This is a genomic window from Candidatus Nitrososphaera gargensis Ga9.2 (assembly GCF_000303155.1).
Lineage (GTDB): Archaea > Thermoproteota > Nitrososphaeria > Nitrososphaerales > Nitrososphaeraceae > Nitrososphaera > Nitrososphaera gargensis.
Window position 1 is genome coordinate 67320 of record NC_018719.1, and the last position, 17061, is coordinate 84380.

Genomic DNA, 17061 nt, shown 5'->3' on the forward strand with positions numbered 1-17061 from the left:
TATCATGATCATGATGGAGGGTACGGGAACCAAAGAAAACCCCACTCTCTTTACAGTAGATCAAAATTTGTAATTTTACAGGATGTCAAGGCACCGTCATCCCAGTTTCTGAATGTATGACTGTATGATTGTATGTATGTTAATTCTGGTGCCCAGCCAACAAATGCCTTGGGAATGTGTGTACATGCACGGACTTCAGAAAGCTGTGGAAGAACCTCCGTCCCTAGAAAAAATTTTGATCTACTGTAAAGAACGTGGGTAGTTCACGTCTGCTATTTAACATCTGAAATACCTGGTGGGCAAAGAGAGTTCAGATATTCAAATCTCATCCGACCCGGCCCACCGTCAAAATCTATAAAAGACGCATAAGGAGTTGTGTAACTATTCTATATACAGGTGATATATGAGAGAATGGCATCAATTCAAACAACCGCTGGCGGAATGCCAGTTTTGATTTTAAAGGAAGGGACAAAAGAGACCAAAGGCAAGGAAGCACAGAAGAACAACATCACTGCAGCCAAGCTTATCGCGGAAATTGTAAAGACAAGCTTGGGTCCAAGGGGCATGGACAAGATGCTCGTGGACTCGCTTGGCGACGTTACAATAACAAACGACGGCGCTACAATCCTAAAAGAGATCGATGTGCAGCATCCTGCAGCCAAGATGATGGTAGAGGTGGCCAAGTCGGTCGACAACGAAGTAGGCGATGGGACTACCTCGTCAGTTGTTTTTGCCGGTGCATTGCTTGAAAGGGCGGAGGAGCTTATCAACAAGGACGTTCACCCGTCAGTAATTGTCGACGGGTACAACGCAGCGGCGGATCAGGCACTGAAGCTTTTGGAAAAGATCGCAGTCAAGGTCGACATTGCAGACAAGGACATGCTGCTAAAGATCACGAGGACCAGCATGGACTCCAAGCTGGTATCAGACGATAGCCCGGTTCTCGCCCAGATCGTAGTTGAAGCCACAAAGCAGGTTGCCGAAAAGACAGAGAGCGGCGGCCTGAAGGTGGATCTTGATGACATCAAAGTGGAAAAGAAGGCGGGCGGCTCTATGCGCGACACAAAGCTGATCAAGGGCATCGTCCTTGACAAGGAAGTCGTGCATGCAGGCATGCCAAAGAAGGTTGAAAACGCCAAGATCGCCCTCATCAATTCCGCTCTTGAGATAGAAAAGACAGAAATGAGCGCAGAGATCAGGATATCGGACCCACATCAGATGCAGATGTTCTTGGAGGAGGAAAACCGTATGCTGAAATCTATGGTAGACAAGATCAAGTCATCTGGCGCCAATGTCCTGCTGTGTCAGAAGGGAATCGATGACATTGCGCAACACTATCTGGCAAAGGCAGGAATACTGGCGGTAAGGCGCGTAAAAGAGTCTGACATGACCAAGATGTCCCGCGCAACTGGCGCGCGCATAGTCAACAACCTTGACGACCTCACGGCAAAGGATCTGGGCTCTGCCAACCTTGTTGAAGAGCGCAAGGTAGAGACCGACAAGTGGGTCTTTATCGAAGGCTGCAAGAACCCCAAGTCTGTAAGCATTTTGATTAGGGGTGGCTCTCAGAGGGTGGTTGATGAGGCAGATAGGTCAATTCACGATGCACTCATGGTCATGAAGGACGTGCTGGAGCACCCGGCCATAGTTGCAGGCGGAGGGGCGCCCGAAGCCTACATTGCAAACGAGCTTAGGCAGTGGGCGAGTAGCCAAGAAGGGCGCGCCCAGCTGGCGGTGCAAAAGTTTGCCGATGCGCTGGACGCCATCCCGCTCAACCTTGCCGAGAACGCTGGCATGGACCCGATAGACACCATGACAGAGCTTCGCGCAAGCCAGAGCAAGGGAGCCAAGTGGACAGGCATAGACTGCAGGAACACCAAGGTTACAGACATGTACAAACAGAACGTGCTTGAGCCGCTGGTGATCAAGCAGCAGATAATCAAGTCTGCCACCGAGGTAGTGTCCATGATCTTGAGGATCGACGACGTGATCGCCTCAGGCAAGTCAAAGATGCCAGCCGGCCCACCAGGCGGAGGAGGTATGGGTGGTGGCGGAATGGGCGGAATGGATATGGAGTAAAAAAGCCTCCCACATCTTTTCCTCTTTTCCCCTTTTCTCACAAGACTGTTATTGGTTTAGTAGTTTTGTTGTTGTTGCTGCTGCATTTTGGTGGTTGCCCACACTGCAAAGTTTTCTTTTACATAAATCATATATAATCTCCCATATAGGAGGATCAATGATATGGCTAAAACAGAACGGTATACAAACCTGGATGTTGATTTGGAAAGACTCGCTACAAGAATTGAAACGTATTTGCAAGAGAACAAGTTCGAAGTGGCATTTTCAAAAGACTCATCGGAGCCAGCATCGTGGTTTTTTATTCAGGCAAGGAAGGCAGGTGCCCTTAGAACTGCTGCCGGTGCAAGAAGAAGCACAGACATTACAATTCGAGGAGAACCAAACAACTTTGAAGTTAGTGTTGGCACAGGAGAATGGGGCAAGAATATCATTACGTCCGCGCCCCTATTTATAGTTCCAATAGTTGGAATATCCGCTACGGTGGCAAAGCTATATGTTGCAAAGAAATTCGAGGATGGCTTGTGGAAGTATATTAGAGACCAAGCCAAGTTCCTTGAGGCAAGTGCATCATCTGCATCCAAGAGAGCAACGACAACAACAACAGATGCGACGACCACCGTTGGAGTAGATAGCAGATCGTATGATTGTGATTATATAGAAGGCTATCCGGGATGGAATAAACAGATAGAAGGTGGCAAGCTGGTTCTTTTCAGGGAAAAAGGAGGCAAAAACAGGCTGGTATTCAAGTCCCAAGATGGCAGGCAGATCGTCATCCCCGCTCAGAATATAGCAGAAGCTACTATAATTTCGAGAAAGAAGGGTCTGCACGAAAATGATCTGATGATCCAGCTTCATTGCAAAGACGAAAACGGCAAGAACATCAAGCCCGTACTCAACCTAAATGACGACATAATCCGAGGAGTTCTGGCCGGCATCAACGAAATAGCCGGAGAGGATAAGGGCCTAAGAAACCTTGAGCAAGTTCATGTCAGCACTGATACAAAATATTGCATGAATTGCGGCAATCAAATTCAAAAGGAGGCAAAGTTCTGCCCCTCATGTGGACAAAAACAATAAAAAGAAGATAAAGTGCTAGCTATAGCTCGTAGTATTCAACTGCCCATCAAGGAAGATAGTAGAGTCGGTATGACCGCGGCGTGTCCTGCCTATCTTATGACACGCACGCGGTTCTTTATCCTATTTTTAAGGATTGTTGTTGTGTGTCGTAGTTCCCACAATAGTGTTCGGCTCTAGTTTGCGCCTACATAGGGCTTTTTAGTAAACTTGTATCGTCTGCCCTTATGAGAAGCAAGAACGCATTTGCAATCTTGGCAGGCGCACTACTAGTAGCTGCCATGCTCATCATGTCAGCAACAGTACCTCCAAGCGCATATGCCGACACGGATGATGATAATGGCAAAAATAAGAGCAAGGACAAAGATGACAAAAAGGAAAAACGCAATGAGAAGCTAGAGCGGGTTGCCAGTATCCTAAAGAAGCTCAATAATGATGCCAAGACCATTCTGCCGTCTTCAGGCACCTTGACCGTGAATGCCAGCGGTCTTGCAGTAGAAAGATCCAACAACGGCAGAACCGGGGTTGCTGATGCCAAGCTTGACATGTCCGGCTCCATCCTCAAGGTTGAAGGGAGCCATGTCAGGGTCATGTTCAATGGTACCCTAGACATTGACGGTCAAGAGTATGAGATAGATGCAGAGGGCAAGGTCAAGCTCTCCAGATCCGGCCACGGCACGGGCTTGCTGGAGATCAAGGGCAGGACGGATGATGATGACGATAGAGACAAATTCACACTCAAAGCGACGATATTGCCATCTTCCCAGAGTAGAGAATGGAAGATAGTCACCACCATGCCGACTGCCAAGCTCGGATCGCACATCAAGATCTACTTGATTGGGGAGATGCATTTGAGCGGCAACACCGGAGGTGGCAGCGGCGGTAACACCCAGCTTTCCCACTTTGAGATAAGCCACATAGCAAACCAGACTGCCGGCAACCAGTTTACCTTTACGGTAAAGGCGATAGATACTAATGGGCACGTCAAGAAAGACTACAACGGAACGGTCACGATAAAGACCAACGACGGCTCAAGCCCAATGGGTAATGCAAGCTCTTTTGCGCCAAACCCGTACACGTTCAATGCAACGGCTGATAATGGGCAACACACGTTTACTGCCAAGCTGTACAATGCCAAGAGCAATGTTACAATAATAACCGTCTCTGACTCTGGTGGCAAGACAGGCACGAGCAACAAGTTCAACGTTGTCCCGGAGGCTGCTGCAAGCGTCAAAGTGATGCCTGTAAACGTGACCGTGCCATCAAACGCAACCCAGAACTTTAACGCGACAGCCTATGACGCTTATGGCAACTGGGTTGATGCAGATTTCACATGGTCGTTGAACTCGACTGCCGTTGGAACTCTCACCCCGTCAGCAACCGACTCGTCCAAGGCCACTTTCAAGGCTGCAGTTGTAAGCTCCAACATAAATGGCACGATAACTGCGACTGTGGCAGGAACCATGGTTCAGTCAACAGCCAAGGTCACGGTCACGCCATAAAAAGCCTCGCGTGAGGCTACGCCGCCATTTTTTGTTTTGTCATATTCAATGCAGGACCATCTGCAGCTCATTCATATGAGTATTATATAACTAGCATCAAAGACCATAACATTGTGATATTAATACAGTATATCCCGAAGTGTCCTTAGAAACATTTCTATAACTTGATTGTATTTTGTGGAGTGTTGCGCAAAGCTGCAATAGCATTGATTGTGCTTGTGGCAGGAATTATAGTCAATATTCTGGTTGTAACGGGCATATTTATGATACCATGTGTTCCAGCTACCGTTGATATGAAAGAAGAGGAAGAGAAGGAGGAGGAAGAAGAAGGGCCACAACCTGCATTTGGTAATCTGACAACCTGCAATGAAGTTAGGTCACCGGGTTTCATAATCCTTGGAGTAGCAGATGTATTTGCTGCAGTGCTGATAGTATCGGAATTGGCAAAACAGAGGTAATTACAAATTCCACACAGAAACATAACATAATCAGTGAGTTCTAATGAAAAACTATGCAATCTAGCATACAAGCAACTTGCCAGATATAATATATATCATGTCTTACTACAAGTTGTGTGCAAAATCTCGCATGCCGCTGGCTGGCATTCTTGCCAACAGAAAGAAATCAATCATGCATGGCATGAATCTGAGACCGTATGCCAAAAAGCCATTGCTTGTGTTATGCTATGGCTTCAAGATTGCAGACGGCATATTGAGAGTGTCGCTTGATGAAAGACAGTATTTTGATATTCCGCTTAATGGCTACGTTAGAAGGACTCTGTCTAACCAGTCAATCAGAGAATTCCTCTTTTACAGAGCGCCAGTTCATTGAGTATCTGATACTCTAAAGGTGTAGCGAAGATCGAATGTATCCGCATAGAAGGTGTTGATAGGAACCTGTGTAACCTTACAGTTGGCAACTATCAACAGATGAAGCAGTACGATCTTTCAAAAGCCGTCGGGATTACAGAGAGAGAATACATGTTTTCTATCATAAAATCGTTCAAACGCAATGATGTGCGGATCAGGCGTAAAAGTTCTATGGCAAATACGGAAAGAGAAGACTAGAATAAGCCAGCTACTTCATCACATCTCTAAGGCGATTGTGGAATCTGCCAAAGAGAATAAAATTGCAATAGTGAAGACATTCGTCGTATCCGCAATCTATACCAGCGAGGCAATTACCAAGGCAGAGAGCATATCATATCGCAGTAGGTTAAATGGTTGGTCATTTGCTGAGATAAAGCGCCAAATTGAATACAAAGCAAGATGGAAAGGCGTGTACCAGCAATTCAATTATTATCAGTTAAAGAAACCAGAGGCACATCTCAGCTCTGTCCACCATGCGGGAAGAAGATAGCCCAAGTGGATAGAAAGATGAGAGGCAGCTTTGGTGTGATCGATGCAAAAGGTGGATGGACAGAGGAGACGTGGTAGTAGTAGCAGCAGCGGCTTTGTTTAAAAAGTCATGGGTTCACGTTCGGATAGCTGTTTGAATGCATGATCATGGATTTGCGGATTACTACTTTTTACACAAAGCCAGTAGCAGCTATGAACATATATATATGTCCATAAAAGGGCTGGCACGGTTCGTCAGTTCAAAAGAAGGGCTTTTGCATGTGAAGAAGCAATGAAGGGGAACCTGTTTTTGCAAAAGAACCGGTAATCATCAGAGTATAGATGCAAGCAAGTTGAGTTTTTGGAAGCAACCAAAGACCTGATCGAACCCATTAAATTACCCTATAAAAGAATGAAGTAGCCATATGAAGATGCAGAAGGAGATGCGCAAGTTCTGCCCCAAGTGCAAGACGCACACGGTTCAGTCAGTCGCCCTGTACAAGAAGGGCAAGGACAGGATTGTGGCAGAGGGCGCTCGCAGGCACGCCGAGGACAAGAAGGGCTACGGCGGGCAGAAATTCCCTGAGCTCAAGAGGACTGCCAAGACCACCAAGAAAATGACTTTACGCTATACCTGTAAAACCTGCCAGTACAAGACTATGAAAGAGGGATTGAGGATCCGCAAACTGGAGATATGAGAAGAGGGGATAGCATGACATGAAGAAGGAAAACATCATGGTACCAAAGCCGAGGAGCGCGTTTCTGTCGGTCCAGTGTGAAAAGTGCGGCGAAAAAGCTATAGTGTTTTCGCACACCACGACCAACATCAACTGTAAATCCTGCGGCGAGCTGCTGGCTGAGCGGTCTGGCGGCTTGGCAAACATCTATGGCAAAGTCTTAGGCGCTCTGGACGAGTAGAGTTTTTCTGCCAGTTCTAGCTCTTGTTTTGTATTCACGTTCAACGCGATCTCTTTTCTATTCATCACTAGGTAGCGCTCCTGCACCGTTTCACCTACAACCTTGGAGGTATCAAAAATAGTGATCCCGGAATGGCAGTACCGGCCAAACACGACGCTTGGTTTTGCACCAATGTTTTCCACAAACTCTTTCTCAAGCACTATTGAAACTGCAGGTTCTTGCTTGTTACTGGCAGAGTCGACAATATCGCCGACAGCCTGTGCATCCAGCAGTGGGATGTCGGCTGGAACCACCATGACCCTTTCCGGTTTCAACTTGGAGAGCAACCATGAAAGATCCTGCGGGTAGCCCACTCCAGAAGTCTCGATAATTTCTATGCCTTTTGATTTCAGGAACTCTTTTGTCTCTGGCGTATTGGGTGACACTGCCGCAATGATGCGGCCAAACCTGTTCGAGCCGGCAAGCGCGGAAATCACGCACTCTACCATGGGAACGCCACCCACATTTAGCAGCGGCTTTTCTGATCCGCCCCTATCAGTCTGCTGCTGCATTCTTGTCGCTTTGCCTCCGCACATTATAGCAGCTACTAATACTACTGTCAAAATACCGTCATCACCACCACCACAGTATCATCATCGTCGGAAGTGAAGGCGGTAGTAAGGACAGCACGATAAGCGACGACAGACGGGTCATCTCGTTTGATGCCCCAAGCACGTCGCCGGATATGCCGCCAAAGCTCTTGCCAGAGACGTACTTCATGAGCCCGGCAATGGCAAGCGAAACGCCAAGCGCAATAAGGCCGGCATAGCTGCTGGCAAGCCACACTATCCCAAGCATGATAGCAGTGGCTGCCGCCATCCTGCGCCTGTCTTTCATTGCAGCTGTAAAGGGCGAGCTAAAGCCCTCCCACGCAGATAATCCTCTGTTTGCAAGCAGCACCATGACATACTTGGCTATCACCTCAGCCGTTATGATGCTGGTGAAAATGGCTAGGCTGGACGAAAAGCCAGCCTGGAACACGATTATCATGCCAGCAAAGTACATGACTAGTGCCGCGACCCCTGCAGAGCCGACTGCAGGATCAAGCATTGCCTTGCGCTTTACTTCCTTGCCGCCCTTTGCCATCAGCCCATCTGCAAAGTCGGCCAGTGCATCGGTGTGGTGGACGCCTGTAATGATCACAAGTGCCCCGGCTACTAAAAGTCCAATGAGCAATGGATGCAAGCCTGCAACCGAGATGCCAAGCGCCATCGCGCCAACAATGGTGCCTATCACAAGGCCGGCAACCGGGAACAGATACATGTTCTTGGCGACATAGTGTATATCGTGGTTTTGCTTCTGCTGCTTGCCAGAAGAAGAGGGCAGTATGGTCAGGAACGCAAGCACCGACTGGACTGGCCTAAGGGATGCCAAGCACAAGCCTCCACCAGCCGGCAAGATACAGAATTGAAATTATCGGGGCAGACACGCCAATACAGAACAATAGCGTCGTGAGCTTCATTATCGAGATCGCAGTCTTGCACTTTTCAAGCGAGGCCGGCTCCTGATCGTCGCCAAGGGCATAGTGGCCAATCTTTTCAAGCCGGACGCGTAGCGCGCCTGCCATAGTGGCCATAGGGTAGCCGGCATTGGAGCTGAACGTTTTTGCGTGGTCGCGCTGAAGCACACTAAGCGAGTTCTTCCAATCCGCGCCCAGCATCTTTGCAGATACAATCATGAGGAGCGCGGTTATCCTTGCAGGCATATAGTTTGCTGCAGTGTCAAGCCTTGCAGACATCCAGCCAATGTCCTTAAAGTAATCATCCTTGTAGCCAACCATGGAATCGAGCGTATTTATCGCCCTATAGGCAAAAGCGCCGACAGGCCCAAAAAGCGAGTAGTAAAAGATTGGCCCGGTGATCCCATCAACGGTGCTTTCGCTCACGCACTCGATAGTCGCCGACAGGATGTGCTGCTCGTCAAGGTCGTTGGTTTTGCGCCTTACTATCATGGACAGGTTCTGCCGCGCACCTGCCAAGTCGCCAGTCTCCAGACAGGACATGATTGCCTTGGCATGCCTTTCCATGCCTCTCACTGCAATGGTAATTTTCAATATTATGGCAGACGCGATGGCCAGCGCGACAATGCCTGCAAGATACATGCTTGCAAACACCAGAAAATGAACCGCCAGAGCTACCGCGATGACAAGCAAAACGGCAAACGCGGCTCCCTTGGCTTTCTCTGCCCCTCCCTTGAGCCGGGGCACGCAATAACCTACAAGCCGGCCAAGCCACGCCACCGGGTGGTACTTGTTGGGCGGGTCGCCAAACAGCCAATCAACGCCAACACCAGCAGCAAGCGCCGCAAGTAGACCTAGCAGCATCTCTACAGCCCAACGACCTCTGATATCCTTTCCATATCGACACTCTCTTTTATTGCCTTTGCAACAAGGTCTATTTGCCAGTTCCAAGCTTCGCGGGGAATCTCTGCCTTGCCGGCCATGCTGCCTACAAGCGAGTCCTCTTCAGGCAGATTGAACTCTATCTTTGGGATGACGCCCAGAATCCTCTTTTTCGTCATCTTTTGCACTTCCTTGATAGCAGGCGCAAGGAGTGTGATGTCGCCCCTGAACTGGTTTATCAGGAAACCCTTGACAAGACTTCTGTGGGCCGGCTTTAGCAGCTGCATCGTGCCAACAATGCTTGCAAAGCACCCGCCACGCTCAATATCTGCCACTATTATGACGGGCGCGCCGACCTTTTGCGCAAGCAGCATGTTGGCAATGTCGTATTTTGCAATATTGATCTCTGATGGCGACCCCGCGCCTTCCATGATAACGATGTCATTTTCACTCCTCAGGCTGTCAAGCGCCTTGAGCACGGTAGAAAAGCCCTGTTGCATGACAAACTTCTCATAGTATTCCTTTGCGTGCATCTCAGAGTAGAATCGGCCGTTCAGGAAGACAATGCTTCTGTATTCGCCAATCGGCTTGAGCAGGATCGGGTTCATCAGGGGGTCCGGCTCCTTCCTTGCTGCCACTGCCTGTATCGCCTGCACCAGTGCCATCTTGGCGCCCCCGGCCGTGGCAAAAAAGTTGGACGACATGTTCTGCGCCTTGAAGGGCGCCACCTTGTAGCCCTTGCCTGAAAACAGCCTACAAAGGCCGATCACAATCGTGCTCTTGCCGGCGCCAGACGAAGTGCCCTGCACCATCACGAGCCTAGCCTTTTTAGCCATCGAACTCCTCCAGAGCCTTTAGAAGGTGCAGGTTTTCCATGTGCGATTTGACCGCCACCCTGACATATTGAGAGCCCTCCATGCCTGTGAACGTGCTGCAGTCTCTGACAAGCACTCCTGTCTTTTTCAAAAGGGCATCCCTAAACTGTGTAGAATTCTTGCCTTGCAGATGGATAAGGAAATAGTTGGCATCTGATCTTAGTGGCTTGAAGGACTTTAGCCTGCCAATGCTATCATGCAAAAACTTGCGCTCCTTTTTGATAATTGCCCTTGCCCTTGGCAGGTGCATTCTGTCTGCTGCAAGCGCGGCAACCCCTGCAGCCTGTGCAAGGCCGTTCACGTTCCATGGGATCCTGTTTGCGGACAACTTTTCTGCAAGCGCGGGATTGCATATGCTGTAGCCTACTCTTAGGCCGGCAAGCCCAAACGACTTTGTAAGCGACCTCAGTATCACAAGGTTGTCAAATTTTTCTATCATGCCGATCATGCTGTTGGTGTCAGGTTCGTCTACAAGCTCGATAAAGCATTCATCAAGCAGGATCTTTGTCGAGCTATCAATGTTTTCGATTATCTTTCTTATCCCCTTAGTGGAGAGCATGCCGGTAGGGTTGTTTGGGTTGCAAAGGAACACCGCTCCAGCCCCTCTTGCCTTTTCAATTACTTCATCAGCGTCAAGCTCAAAGTTGTGCAAAGGAACAAAGGTCACTTCTGCGCCGGACTTGTGCGACGCAAGCTCGTACTCGCAAAACGTAGGCGCCGGGATCACCACCCTGCTGCCTTTTGCAAACGCCTGTGCGAACCAGTAAATGATTTCCATTGCGCCGTTGCCTACGCTTATCCATTCAGGGTCGCCGATTCGCAAATAGCGCGATAGGCTTTTCTTCAGTTCCCTGCATTCCGGATCTGGGTACATCGGAGCAAGGGACTTTGCGCCCTTTTGGATTGCTGCTATTGCTTTTAGTGGGGTTCCAAGCGGGTTGATGCTGGAGCTGCAGTCAACCTTTACTAACCGGGGGTTGACTGAATAAACGCCGCCATGAGAGCAAGCGCTCATTCCCTTGCTGGCAACCACCTTTTGACCCATCTCAAAGAAGCTTGTACGAGCTATATTTAGAATGTTTTTGTACAGGCTAACGATTATTAGATTAGTTAATCTATTTTAACAATTGCGTTCTATTGAGCCAATCGCCTCAGAAATCCATCAAGTCCTGTTTTGATAGCTGAAGCAACCGCATGCCGATGCCTAATTGACAGTTCTACAAGCTGCTGACCAAGGTCATCATAGAGGAAATTTGCGATGTAAAATCCGATTATTATGAGCCCATAGACCTCGATAGGATCTCTGAAAAAGCTGAGCAAGTCCGTTCCTATGGCCAGAGCTTGTAGAGTCGCTAATGCGTAAAGTGTCCCTGTCGTTAGAAAGACTTTCTCTTTTCTTCCCTCCGCCCTGACGTCAATATCCTTTTCAATAGCCTCTGCCTGCATACCACATCCGCTCCAATGACCGAAATAATAAACAGGGCGTTGAAGCCCTTGACAAAAGAGTATATGTATCATGTTCTATCCATATGCGCCAAGACCTTGCAGAACGGTTACAGTTAGGAAAAGATGCCCACAGGTCTGGCATGATCTCCGAACAGCTGCTTTCCAATCTTGCGTATGGTGGGTTTTTCAGTAACAAGCCATATGATCAAGGTTAATTGTTGATTTTAGTTTGAGAAACCAACTTAAAAACATGCATCAGAAACGGTCGAGCATCAGATGTGGTGAGTCACTTTGCCGCATTGCTCATAGTTAACTAATAAAAATGAACAAGGGCATAGAAAGCTAACTAATTAGGTAACCTAATATATCTGCTGACTGTAATATTAGTTAACAGTATGACAATGGTAACTAAGCGCATCAAAGGAATATCCTACTACTACTTTCAAGATGCTGTCAAAAGACCAAATGGACAGCTCAAGATTGTTAATACAATAGTAGGTAGAGCAGATCTATCAGAGAAAGAGCTCATAAAGGCTCAAGCTGTAGCATTCCAGAAACATCTTATCAATATGTTAAAGTTCAGCGCGATTATAAAGAAGCCTAGAGCTCACTTCGAAAATAAGCCTACGTCAGTAAGCGAGGATGAGCTAGAATACATAAAATGGCTTTATCAGAACATAAGAAAGAATATTTCTGAATCAGACAGGGAAGAATATGAAAAGACATTCCTCATCAGATATGTGTATGGCACTACTGCAATTGAAGGGGTGACGCTGAACGAAAATGAAACCGCCAAGGTGTTAATTGAAGGACTTACTCCGAATAACAAACCTCTAGAAGATGCAATAGCTGTATCAAACTACAAAGATGTCAAGGAGTTCCTAAAGGGATTTAGCGGCGATATTACAGAGCATGTCATAAAGCACATCCACAAACTACTAATGAAAGGCATAACTGGAGACGATAGAAAGCCTATTCCTATAGGCGAATACAGAATCAGAGGCGCATTAATCAGGGGCTTCGGATATACGCCGCCTCCGGCGGAAACTGTGCCTACTAGAATGCGATATCTGTTAGACGAATACCGACGAAACATAAAGAAGGTTCATCCTGTAGAGACGGCTGCTCTATTTCATCAAAAGTTTGAAGAGATACATCCCTTCCAAGATGGTAATGGTAGAACTGGAAGGGAGATCCTAAATCTGATGCTGGAGAGAGAAGGATTTCCACCAATCTACATTACGCCAACCGAAAGGAGTCGTTATCTTGACGCGCTGGAGGCAGGCAATGCCTTAAATCATGTGCCCCTAATTGACTTCATAATCGAAAGGATGAACGCGACAGTAATGTATCTATTCACAAAGACAAGTCTATACAAGCTATGGGAGTCTGAGGAAGTAGTAGTCATGGCAGCTCAAGAAGAAGGAATCCCGGAGCTTTTCAATATCATCAAACGAATGATGGATGTGTTACACAAATCCAAAGAGCTTCCTTAACTTTCTAGCTTTTTTCTTTGAATATACATTTGTGCCAACGATTATTAGTTAATAAATCTCTTAACTGACAGCACATTCTGCGGCTTTTTATATTTAATTTACGTAAAAACAGTCGCTATTGACTCTACTCTGTATGCGTCCTGATTCTAGGCAGCAAGACTTTTAATTCTTTTTTGATAAAAGAGCCAGTGCTCAAAGCGACGCTGAATTATGATAGAGGCACCATAGTCATTAGAGGCCTTGCCCATATTCCGTTTGCGACACCGGATCCTAGAAGTAATAATAATAACATATTGCGGGCACAGGCTCTTTACTATGTCAACATAGTGGAATATCTAAAGCAGAGTGGAATAGAATTTGCTGATTATGTTTTCTCGGATGTTATAGCATCTCCAGATTTGAATAGTAGTAATAATAATGATGATGATGGTGGTATTGTAGTAAAACAAAATAAAGCAACAGCAACAGCTGGAATAGCTATTGCTTCCTCTTTAGTGTCATTAAGGGACTATCAGCAGAAAGCACTTGATAACTGGATTCGTGCGGGAATGAGAGGATCAGTTGTTCTGCCAACAGGCTCTGGGAAGACCATTGTGGGCATCAAAGCGATAGAAACAGTAAATGCCTCTTCACTGATCATTGTTCCAACTCTTGACCTAATGGATCAATGGACAGCTGTCCTTTCGAAATATTTTCATCAGCCTACTAAAATAGGAAATCTTGGTGGTGGGATAGATGATGTTCAGCCAATTACCGTATCTACGTATGATTCCGCCTATTTGCGGGCTCCACTGCTTGGCAATAAATTTTCACTAATAATATTTGATGAAGTGCACCACTTGGCAGCCCTCGGATATAGAACTATTGCAGAACAGATGGCGGCTCCCTATAGGTTAGGACTTACCGCTACTATCGAAAGAGAAGATGAGCTTCATAGAGATCTGCCAAGGCTTGTAGGAGAGGTAGTATATCAAGCAAGCCCTGACACTCTTGCCAAGAAAAAGCATCTTGCTTCGTATGAGATTGAGAGAAGGAGAGTTGAGCTATTACCGGAGGAGCTTAAGGAATATCGTGAAAATATGTCTACATACAGGCAGTGTTTGAATAAGATTGGAAAAACAATGGGCGGCTACTACAATCTCTCGCTTGAAAAATTAATAATGATATCTGGAAAAAATCCAACTGCAAGACAGGCACTTCTTGCAAGAAACAAAGCTACAAATATTGCACTGAATAGCAAAGCAAAGATAGAAGAACTAAAGGAGATCTTGGCAGAAAATCAGGGCAAAAAGACTATAATATTTACCCAGCATAATAGCTTAGTTTATCAGATATCAGATAAATTCCTGATACCATTCATAACATACAAGACAAACAAAGATGAAAGGCAGGATGTGCTAACGGGCTTCAAGGAAGGACGGTATATGGCCATTGTCACATCAAAAGTATTGGATGAGGGTATAGACGTGCCAGATGCAGAACTTGGAATAATTGTTAGCGGGACTGGGAGTGCAAGGGAGTTCATTCAAAGGCTTGGCAGGCTACTCAGGCCAAAACCCAAAGCTGCCACCTCAGGTGCAGCAACCGATGATGAAAAAGAAGATAGCAGTAGAAGAAGTAAGAAGGCTAAGCTGATTGAGATTATTTCATCAGAGACGAGGGAAGAAACTATCACTGGTGCAAAAAGGAAGAGAGCATTAAGATCGATTAGACAGGATGGTGAAGAGGAGGGTGATGAAGAAGATCATATCAATAAGCAGCTGCAAGAGGAGGCGGAATATACCACTAACAATAGGATATGTTAGCGTCTCCATTACTTAGGGTTGCAGTAAGAAAGGGCATGATTATGCCTTTGTTTTGTACTCGAAGCGACGAATTAGAATTAGCTCAGTCATTGGTTAAAGAATTCCAAGAATCATGTAGAGCACATGAAAGAAAATTCGAGCTCTATAACAGAATATCTGCCATAGAGTCAAGTCATAATGATTACAAACTCATAAGAGGATTTTGTGCCCTTCTTGAGAGAAGATGCGTCTTCAATAATGCCTATTGTTCTGCCCGTCATATCACCAATAACACCACTAATAACGAGCCAGCACCCTCAGGTGATGGTGCCGGCACAACTACAATAGCTATAGATCCTATTGATGTCAGAAGAATGTTGTTTGAAGAATCGTCGAAGAAAGGATTTGCATTAACAGATCTTGAAAGAAATAGCATAATCAATTCCATATCGGAAAAGCTGCATATCTCTCCAGATGATGTCATAAGGGTAATGTGGAGTGACTTGGATGATAACCTGATCTTTGAACATTTTGCTGATATTGACGCTAAAACTTTGGTTGGTTGGTACAACCTATCTCTTATGCAAACACTGCTCTTTAATGCAACAAAAATGGAGTTTCAAATTTCAGGAGGAACGAACTGGAAACGCATATTGAGAAATGTAAAGAGGCTAGGGCTGATGTATTATCTAGAGAACCGCAGTCAACGGCATAATGAAGGTAACGAAAATGATATTGCTAGCACAAGCTCCTTGGTTTGCTCCCTTGAGGGCCCGCTCAGCCTCTTCAAGCTGACTGATAGGTACGGAACGTCACTTGCCAAGTTACTTCCCTCTATAGTACTTGCAAAAGGAGATGTCGATTGGCAAATAGATGCATGGATTTTGAGAAAAACAATGATGATGCAAGGAAAGAAACTGTATCAGTTCAAAATATCTAATTCAGAAACTCTTCCATTTTTATCGGATCCATTTTTTGCTACTAAATATGATGACAATCAAAATGGACAGAAGAAGACTGGATCAGCAGCTTTCACATCATCTGAATGTTATTCTTTTGATAGCTTGGTAGAGGAAAAGTTTGCTAGAAAATTCAATGAGGTAGTAGGAGAGACGAGCGGTTGGAAATTGGTAAGGGAGCCAGATCCTTTGATCGTTGCCAATGGCAAGGCGTTCATTCCTGATTTTATGTTTGAGAAGTATGGCAACAGAGTATACTTGGAAATTGTTGGATTTTGGACGCCAGATTATTTAGAGAGAAAACTTCAGAAGGTAAGGCAGATTATGAAAGCCAATAGTGATGATAGTAGTAACAATAATCATCACTACAATACAAGAAAAAATACAACAACAGTAGTTGACCTCTTTATAGCGATAAATGAGGAACTTGCTGGATCAAGAATATCTTCTTCTTCATCATCATTTGCAACTTTCTCTTCCACAGTTCCTATGGACAGGTTAATCTTTTACAAAAATGACTCTGTTCCTATAAGGCCAATTCTTGATTATCTAAAGGCAGTGGATAAGGAGATGATCGATAGAAAAACGAGAGACCCTAGCTTAAGAATAGAAGTTGATCGCTCAAAAGATATTATTTCACTCAAAGATCTTGCACAGAAATATGATCTTCCAATTGAGGTAGTGTCTAAAATCGTATCAAGAGATTACAGTGATCAGTATATTAGCGTTGGTGGCGGAGGACAGCAGCAACAACATCACTACCTTATTTCAAAAGCTAAAGCTAAAAAACTGGAATTATTGCTAAAAGAAGTCAAAGCATTTACTGATGCATGCCAGATTCTCTCAGAAAATGCTATTCCTGAAGCCTGTCACGCAGAGCTTGTCGACAAGCTGGGTTATGATGTAATTTGGCGAAATATGGATGTCAGCTCCGCAGTTATCGAAAAGAAGAAGAACGACATAACAGCATGAGCATAACTTAATCTTCCACTGAACAGGGGGATTTATTATTTTGAAGGTTCTTAGAAAAGGAACGCAGGTTATTGTATTACACTGTACATATGTAGGACTTGCATTTAGTTTCCTAAAAGGAAATAACATCAATAACGATTATTAAATTACTGATGCAACTCCTATTGATCTGTATCCATAAGTTTTGTTTGTACCCAAATAGATACCAGAAACAATACTAAACAGTACTACTGAAGCTT

General features: G+C 45.7%; 17 protein-coding genes. 11 read left to right on the forward strand and 6 right to left on the reverse strand.

All coding sequences use genetic code 11. The features are described from left to right. The first annotated feature begins 411 nt into the window (after positions 1 to 411). The 8 genes from thsB to NGAR_RS00480 all read left to right on the forward strand — a co-directional run bounded on the left by thsB (position 412) and on the right by NGAR_RS00480 (position 6910). A complete protein-coding gene (gene thsB / locus NGAR_RS00445; RefSeq protein ID WP_015017616.1) occupies positions 412 to 2079 on the forward strand; it encodes a thermosome subunit beta in 1668 nt (555 codons plus the stop codon). Positions 2080 to 2241: 162 nt separating this feature from the next. Next, a complete protein-coding gene (locus tag NGAR_RS00450) occupies positions 2242 to 3156 on the forward strand; it encodes a zinc ribbon domain-containing protein (protein ID WP_148680760.1) in 915 nt (304 codons plus the stop codon). Positions 3157 to 3380: 224 nt separating this feature from the next. Then, positions 3381 to 4655 carry a hypothetical protein gene (locus tag NGAR_RS00455; protein WP_015017618.1) on the forward strand — a complete coding sequence of 425 codons (1275 nt, stop codon included), beginning with the start codon at positions 3381 to 3383 and terminating at the stop codon, positions 4653 to 4655. A gap of 182 nt (positions 4656 to 4837) precedes the next feature. Beyond that, positions 4838 to 5113, forward strand: coding sequence for a hypothetical protein (locus NGAR_RS00460; RefSeq protein WP_228369233.1), 276 nt, complete (start codon positions 4838 to 4840; stop codon positions 5111 to 5113). A gap of 97 nt (positions 5114 to 5210) precedes the next feature. Further along, entirely contained in the window at positions 5211 to 5486 is a 276-nt protein-coding gene (locus NGAR_RS00465) for a hypothetical protein (protein WP_187147600.1), read from the forward strand. Positions 5487 to 5669: 183 nt separating this feature from the next. Then, positions 5670 to 6014, forward strand: coding sequence for an IS200/IS605 family accessory protein TnpB-related protein (locus NGAR_RS00470; protein ID WP_228369375.1), 345 nt, complete (start codon positions 5670 to 5672; stop codon positions 6012 to 6014). 403 nt (positions 6015 to 6417) lie between these two features. Then, complete coding sequence (locus NGAR_RS00475; RefSeq protein ID WP_015017622.1) at positions 6418 to 6690, forward strand: 50S ribosomal protein L44e; 273 nt, start codon at positions 6418 to 6420, stop codon at positions 6688 to 6690. Positions 6691 to 6709: 19 nt separating this feature from the next. Then, positions 6710 to 6910 carry a 30S ribosomal protein S27e gene (locus tag NGAR_RS00480; protein ID WP_015017623.1) on the forward strand — a complete coding sequence of 67 codons (201 nt, stop codon included), beginning with the start codon at positions 6710 to 6712 and terminating at the stop codon, positions 6908 to 6910. Here the strand turns inward: NGAR_RS00480 and NGAR_RS00485 are convergent. The 6 genes from NGAR_RS00485 to NGAR_RS00510 all read right to left on the reverse strand — a co-directional run bounded on the left by NGAR_RS00485 (position 6877) and on the right by NGAR_RS00510 (position 11611). Continuing rightward, positions 6877 to 7512: an NTP transferase domain-containing protein gene (locus NGAR_RS00485; protein WP_148680763.1), complete on the reverse strand. Its 636-nt coding sequence runs from the start codon at positions 7510 to 7512 to the stop codon at positions 6877 to 6879. The two genes, NGAR_RS00480 and NGAR_RS00485, sit on opposite strands and share 34 nt — an antisense overlap. A 10-nt stretch (positions 7513 to 7522) precedes the next feature. Beyond that, positions 7523 to 8323: an adenosylcobinamide-GDP ribazoletransferase gene (gene cobS, locus NGAR_RS00490; RefSeq protein WP_015017625.1), complete on the reverse strand. Its 801-nt coding sequence runs from the start codon at positions 8321 to 8323 to the stop codon at positions 7523 to 7525. Further along, positions 8310 to 9272: a cobalamin biosynthesis protein gene (locus NGAR_RS00495; RefSeq protein WP_015017626.1), complete on the reverse strand. Its 963-nt coding sequence runs from the start codon at positions 9270 to 9272 to the stop codon at positions 8310 to 8312. Before NGAR_RS00495 ends, cobS begins: the two co-directional genes overlap by 14 nt. A 2-nt stretch (positions 9273 to 9274) precedes the next feature. After that, positions 9275 to 10126 (reverse strand): cobyric acid synthase, encoded by an 852-nt coding sequence (locus tag NGAR_RS00500; protein ID WP_015017627.1) that lies wholly within the window; start codon positions 10124 to 10126, stop codon positions 9275 to 9277. After that, a complete protein-coding gene (locus NGAR_RS00505; RefSeq protein WP_015017628.1) occupies positions 10119 to 11210 on the reverse strand; it encodes a pyridoxal phosphate-dependent aminotransferase in 1092 nt (363 codons plus the stop codon). Before NGAR_RS00505 ends, NGAR_RS00500 begins: the two co-directional genes overlap by 8 nt. Positions 11211 to 11299: 89 nt before the next feature. Then, on the reverse strand, positions 11300 to 11611 hold the full coding sequence (locus tag NGAR_RS00510) for a hypothetical protein (RefSeq protein ID WP_015017629.1): 312 nt from the start codon (positions 11609 to 11611) through the stop codon (positions 11300 to 11302). 395 nt (positions 11612 to 12006) lie between these two features. On the opposite strand from NGAR_RS00510, the gene NGAR_RS00515 reads away from it, so the two are divergent. The 3 genes from NGAR_RS00515 (at position 12007) to NGAR_RS00525 (ending at position 16822) form a co-directional block, all read left to right on the forward strand. Next, positions 12007 to 13107: a Fic family protein gene (locus tag NGAR_RS00515; protein WP_015017630.1), complete on the forward strand. Its 1101-nt coding sequence runs from the start codon at positions 12007 to 12009 to the stop codon at positions 13105 to 13107. 173 nt (positions 13108 to 13280) lie between these two features. Then, a complete protein-coding gene (locus NGAR_RS00520) occupies positions 13281 to 14912 on the forward strand; it encodes a DEAD/DEAH box helicase family protein (RefSeq protein WP_015017631.1) in 1632 nt (543 codons plus the stop codon). Beyond that, a complete protein-coding gene (locus NGAR_RS00525) occupies positions 14906 to 16822 on the forward strand; it encodes a DUF790 family protein (protein WP_148680765.1) in 1917 nt (638 codons plus the stop codon). Before NGAR_RS00520 ends, NGAR_RS00525 begins: the two co-directional genes overlap by 7 nt. The last annotated feature ends 239 nt before the right edge of the window (positions 16823 to 17061 follow it).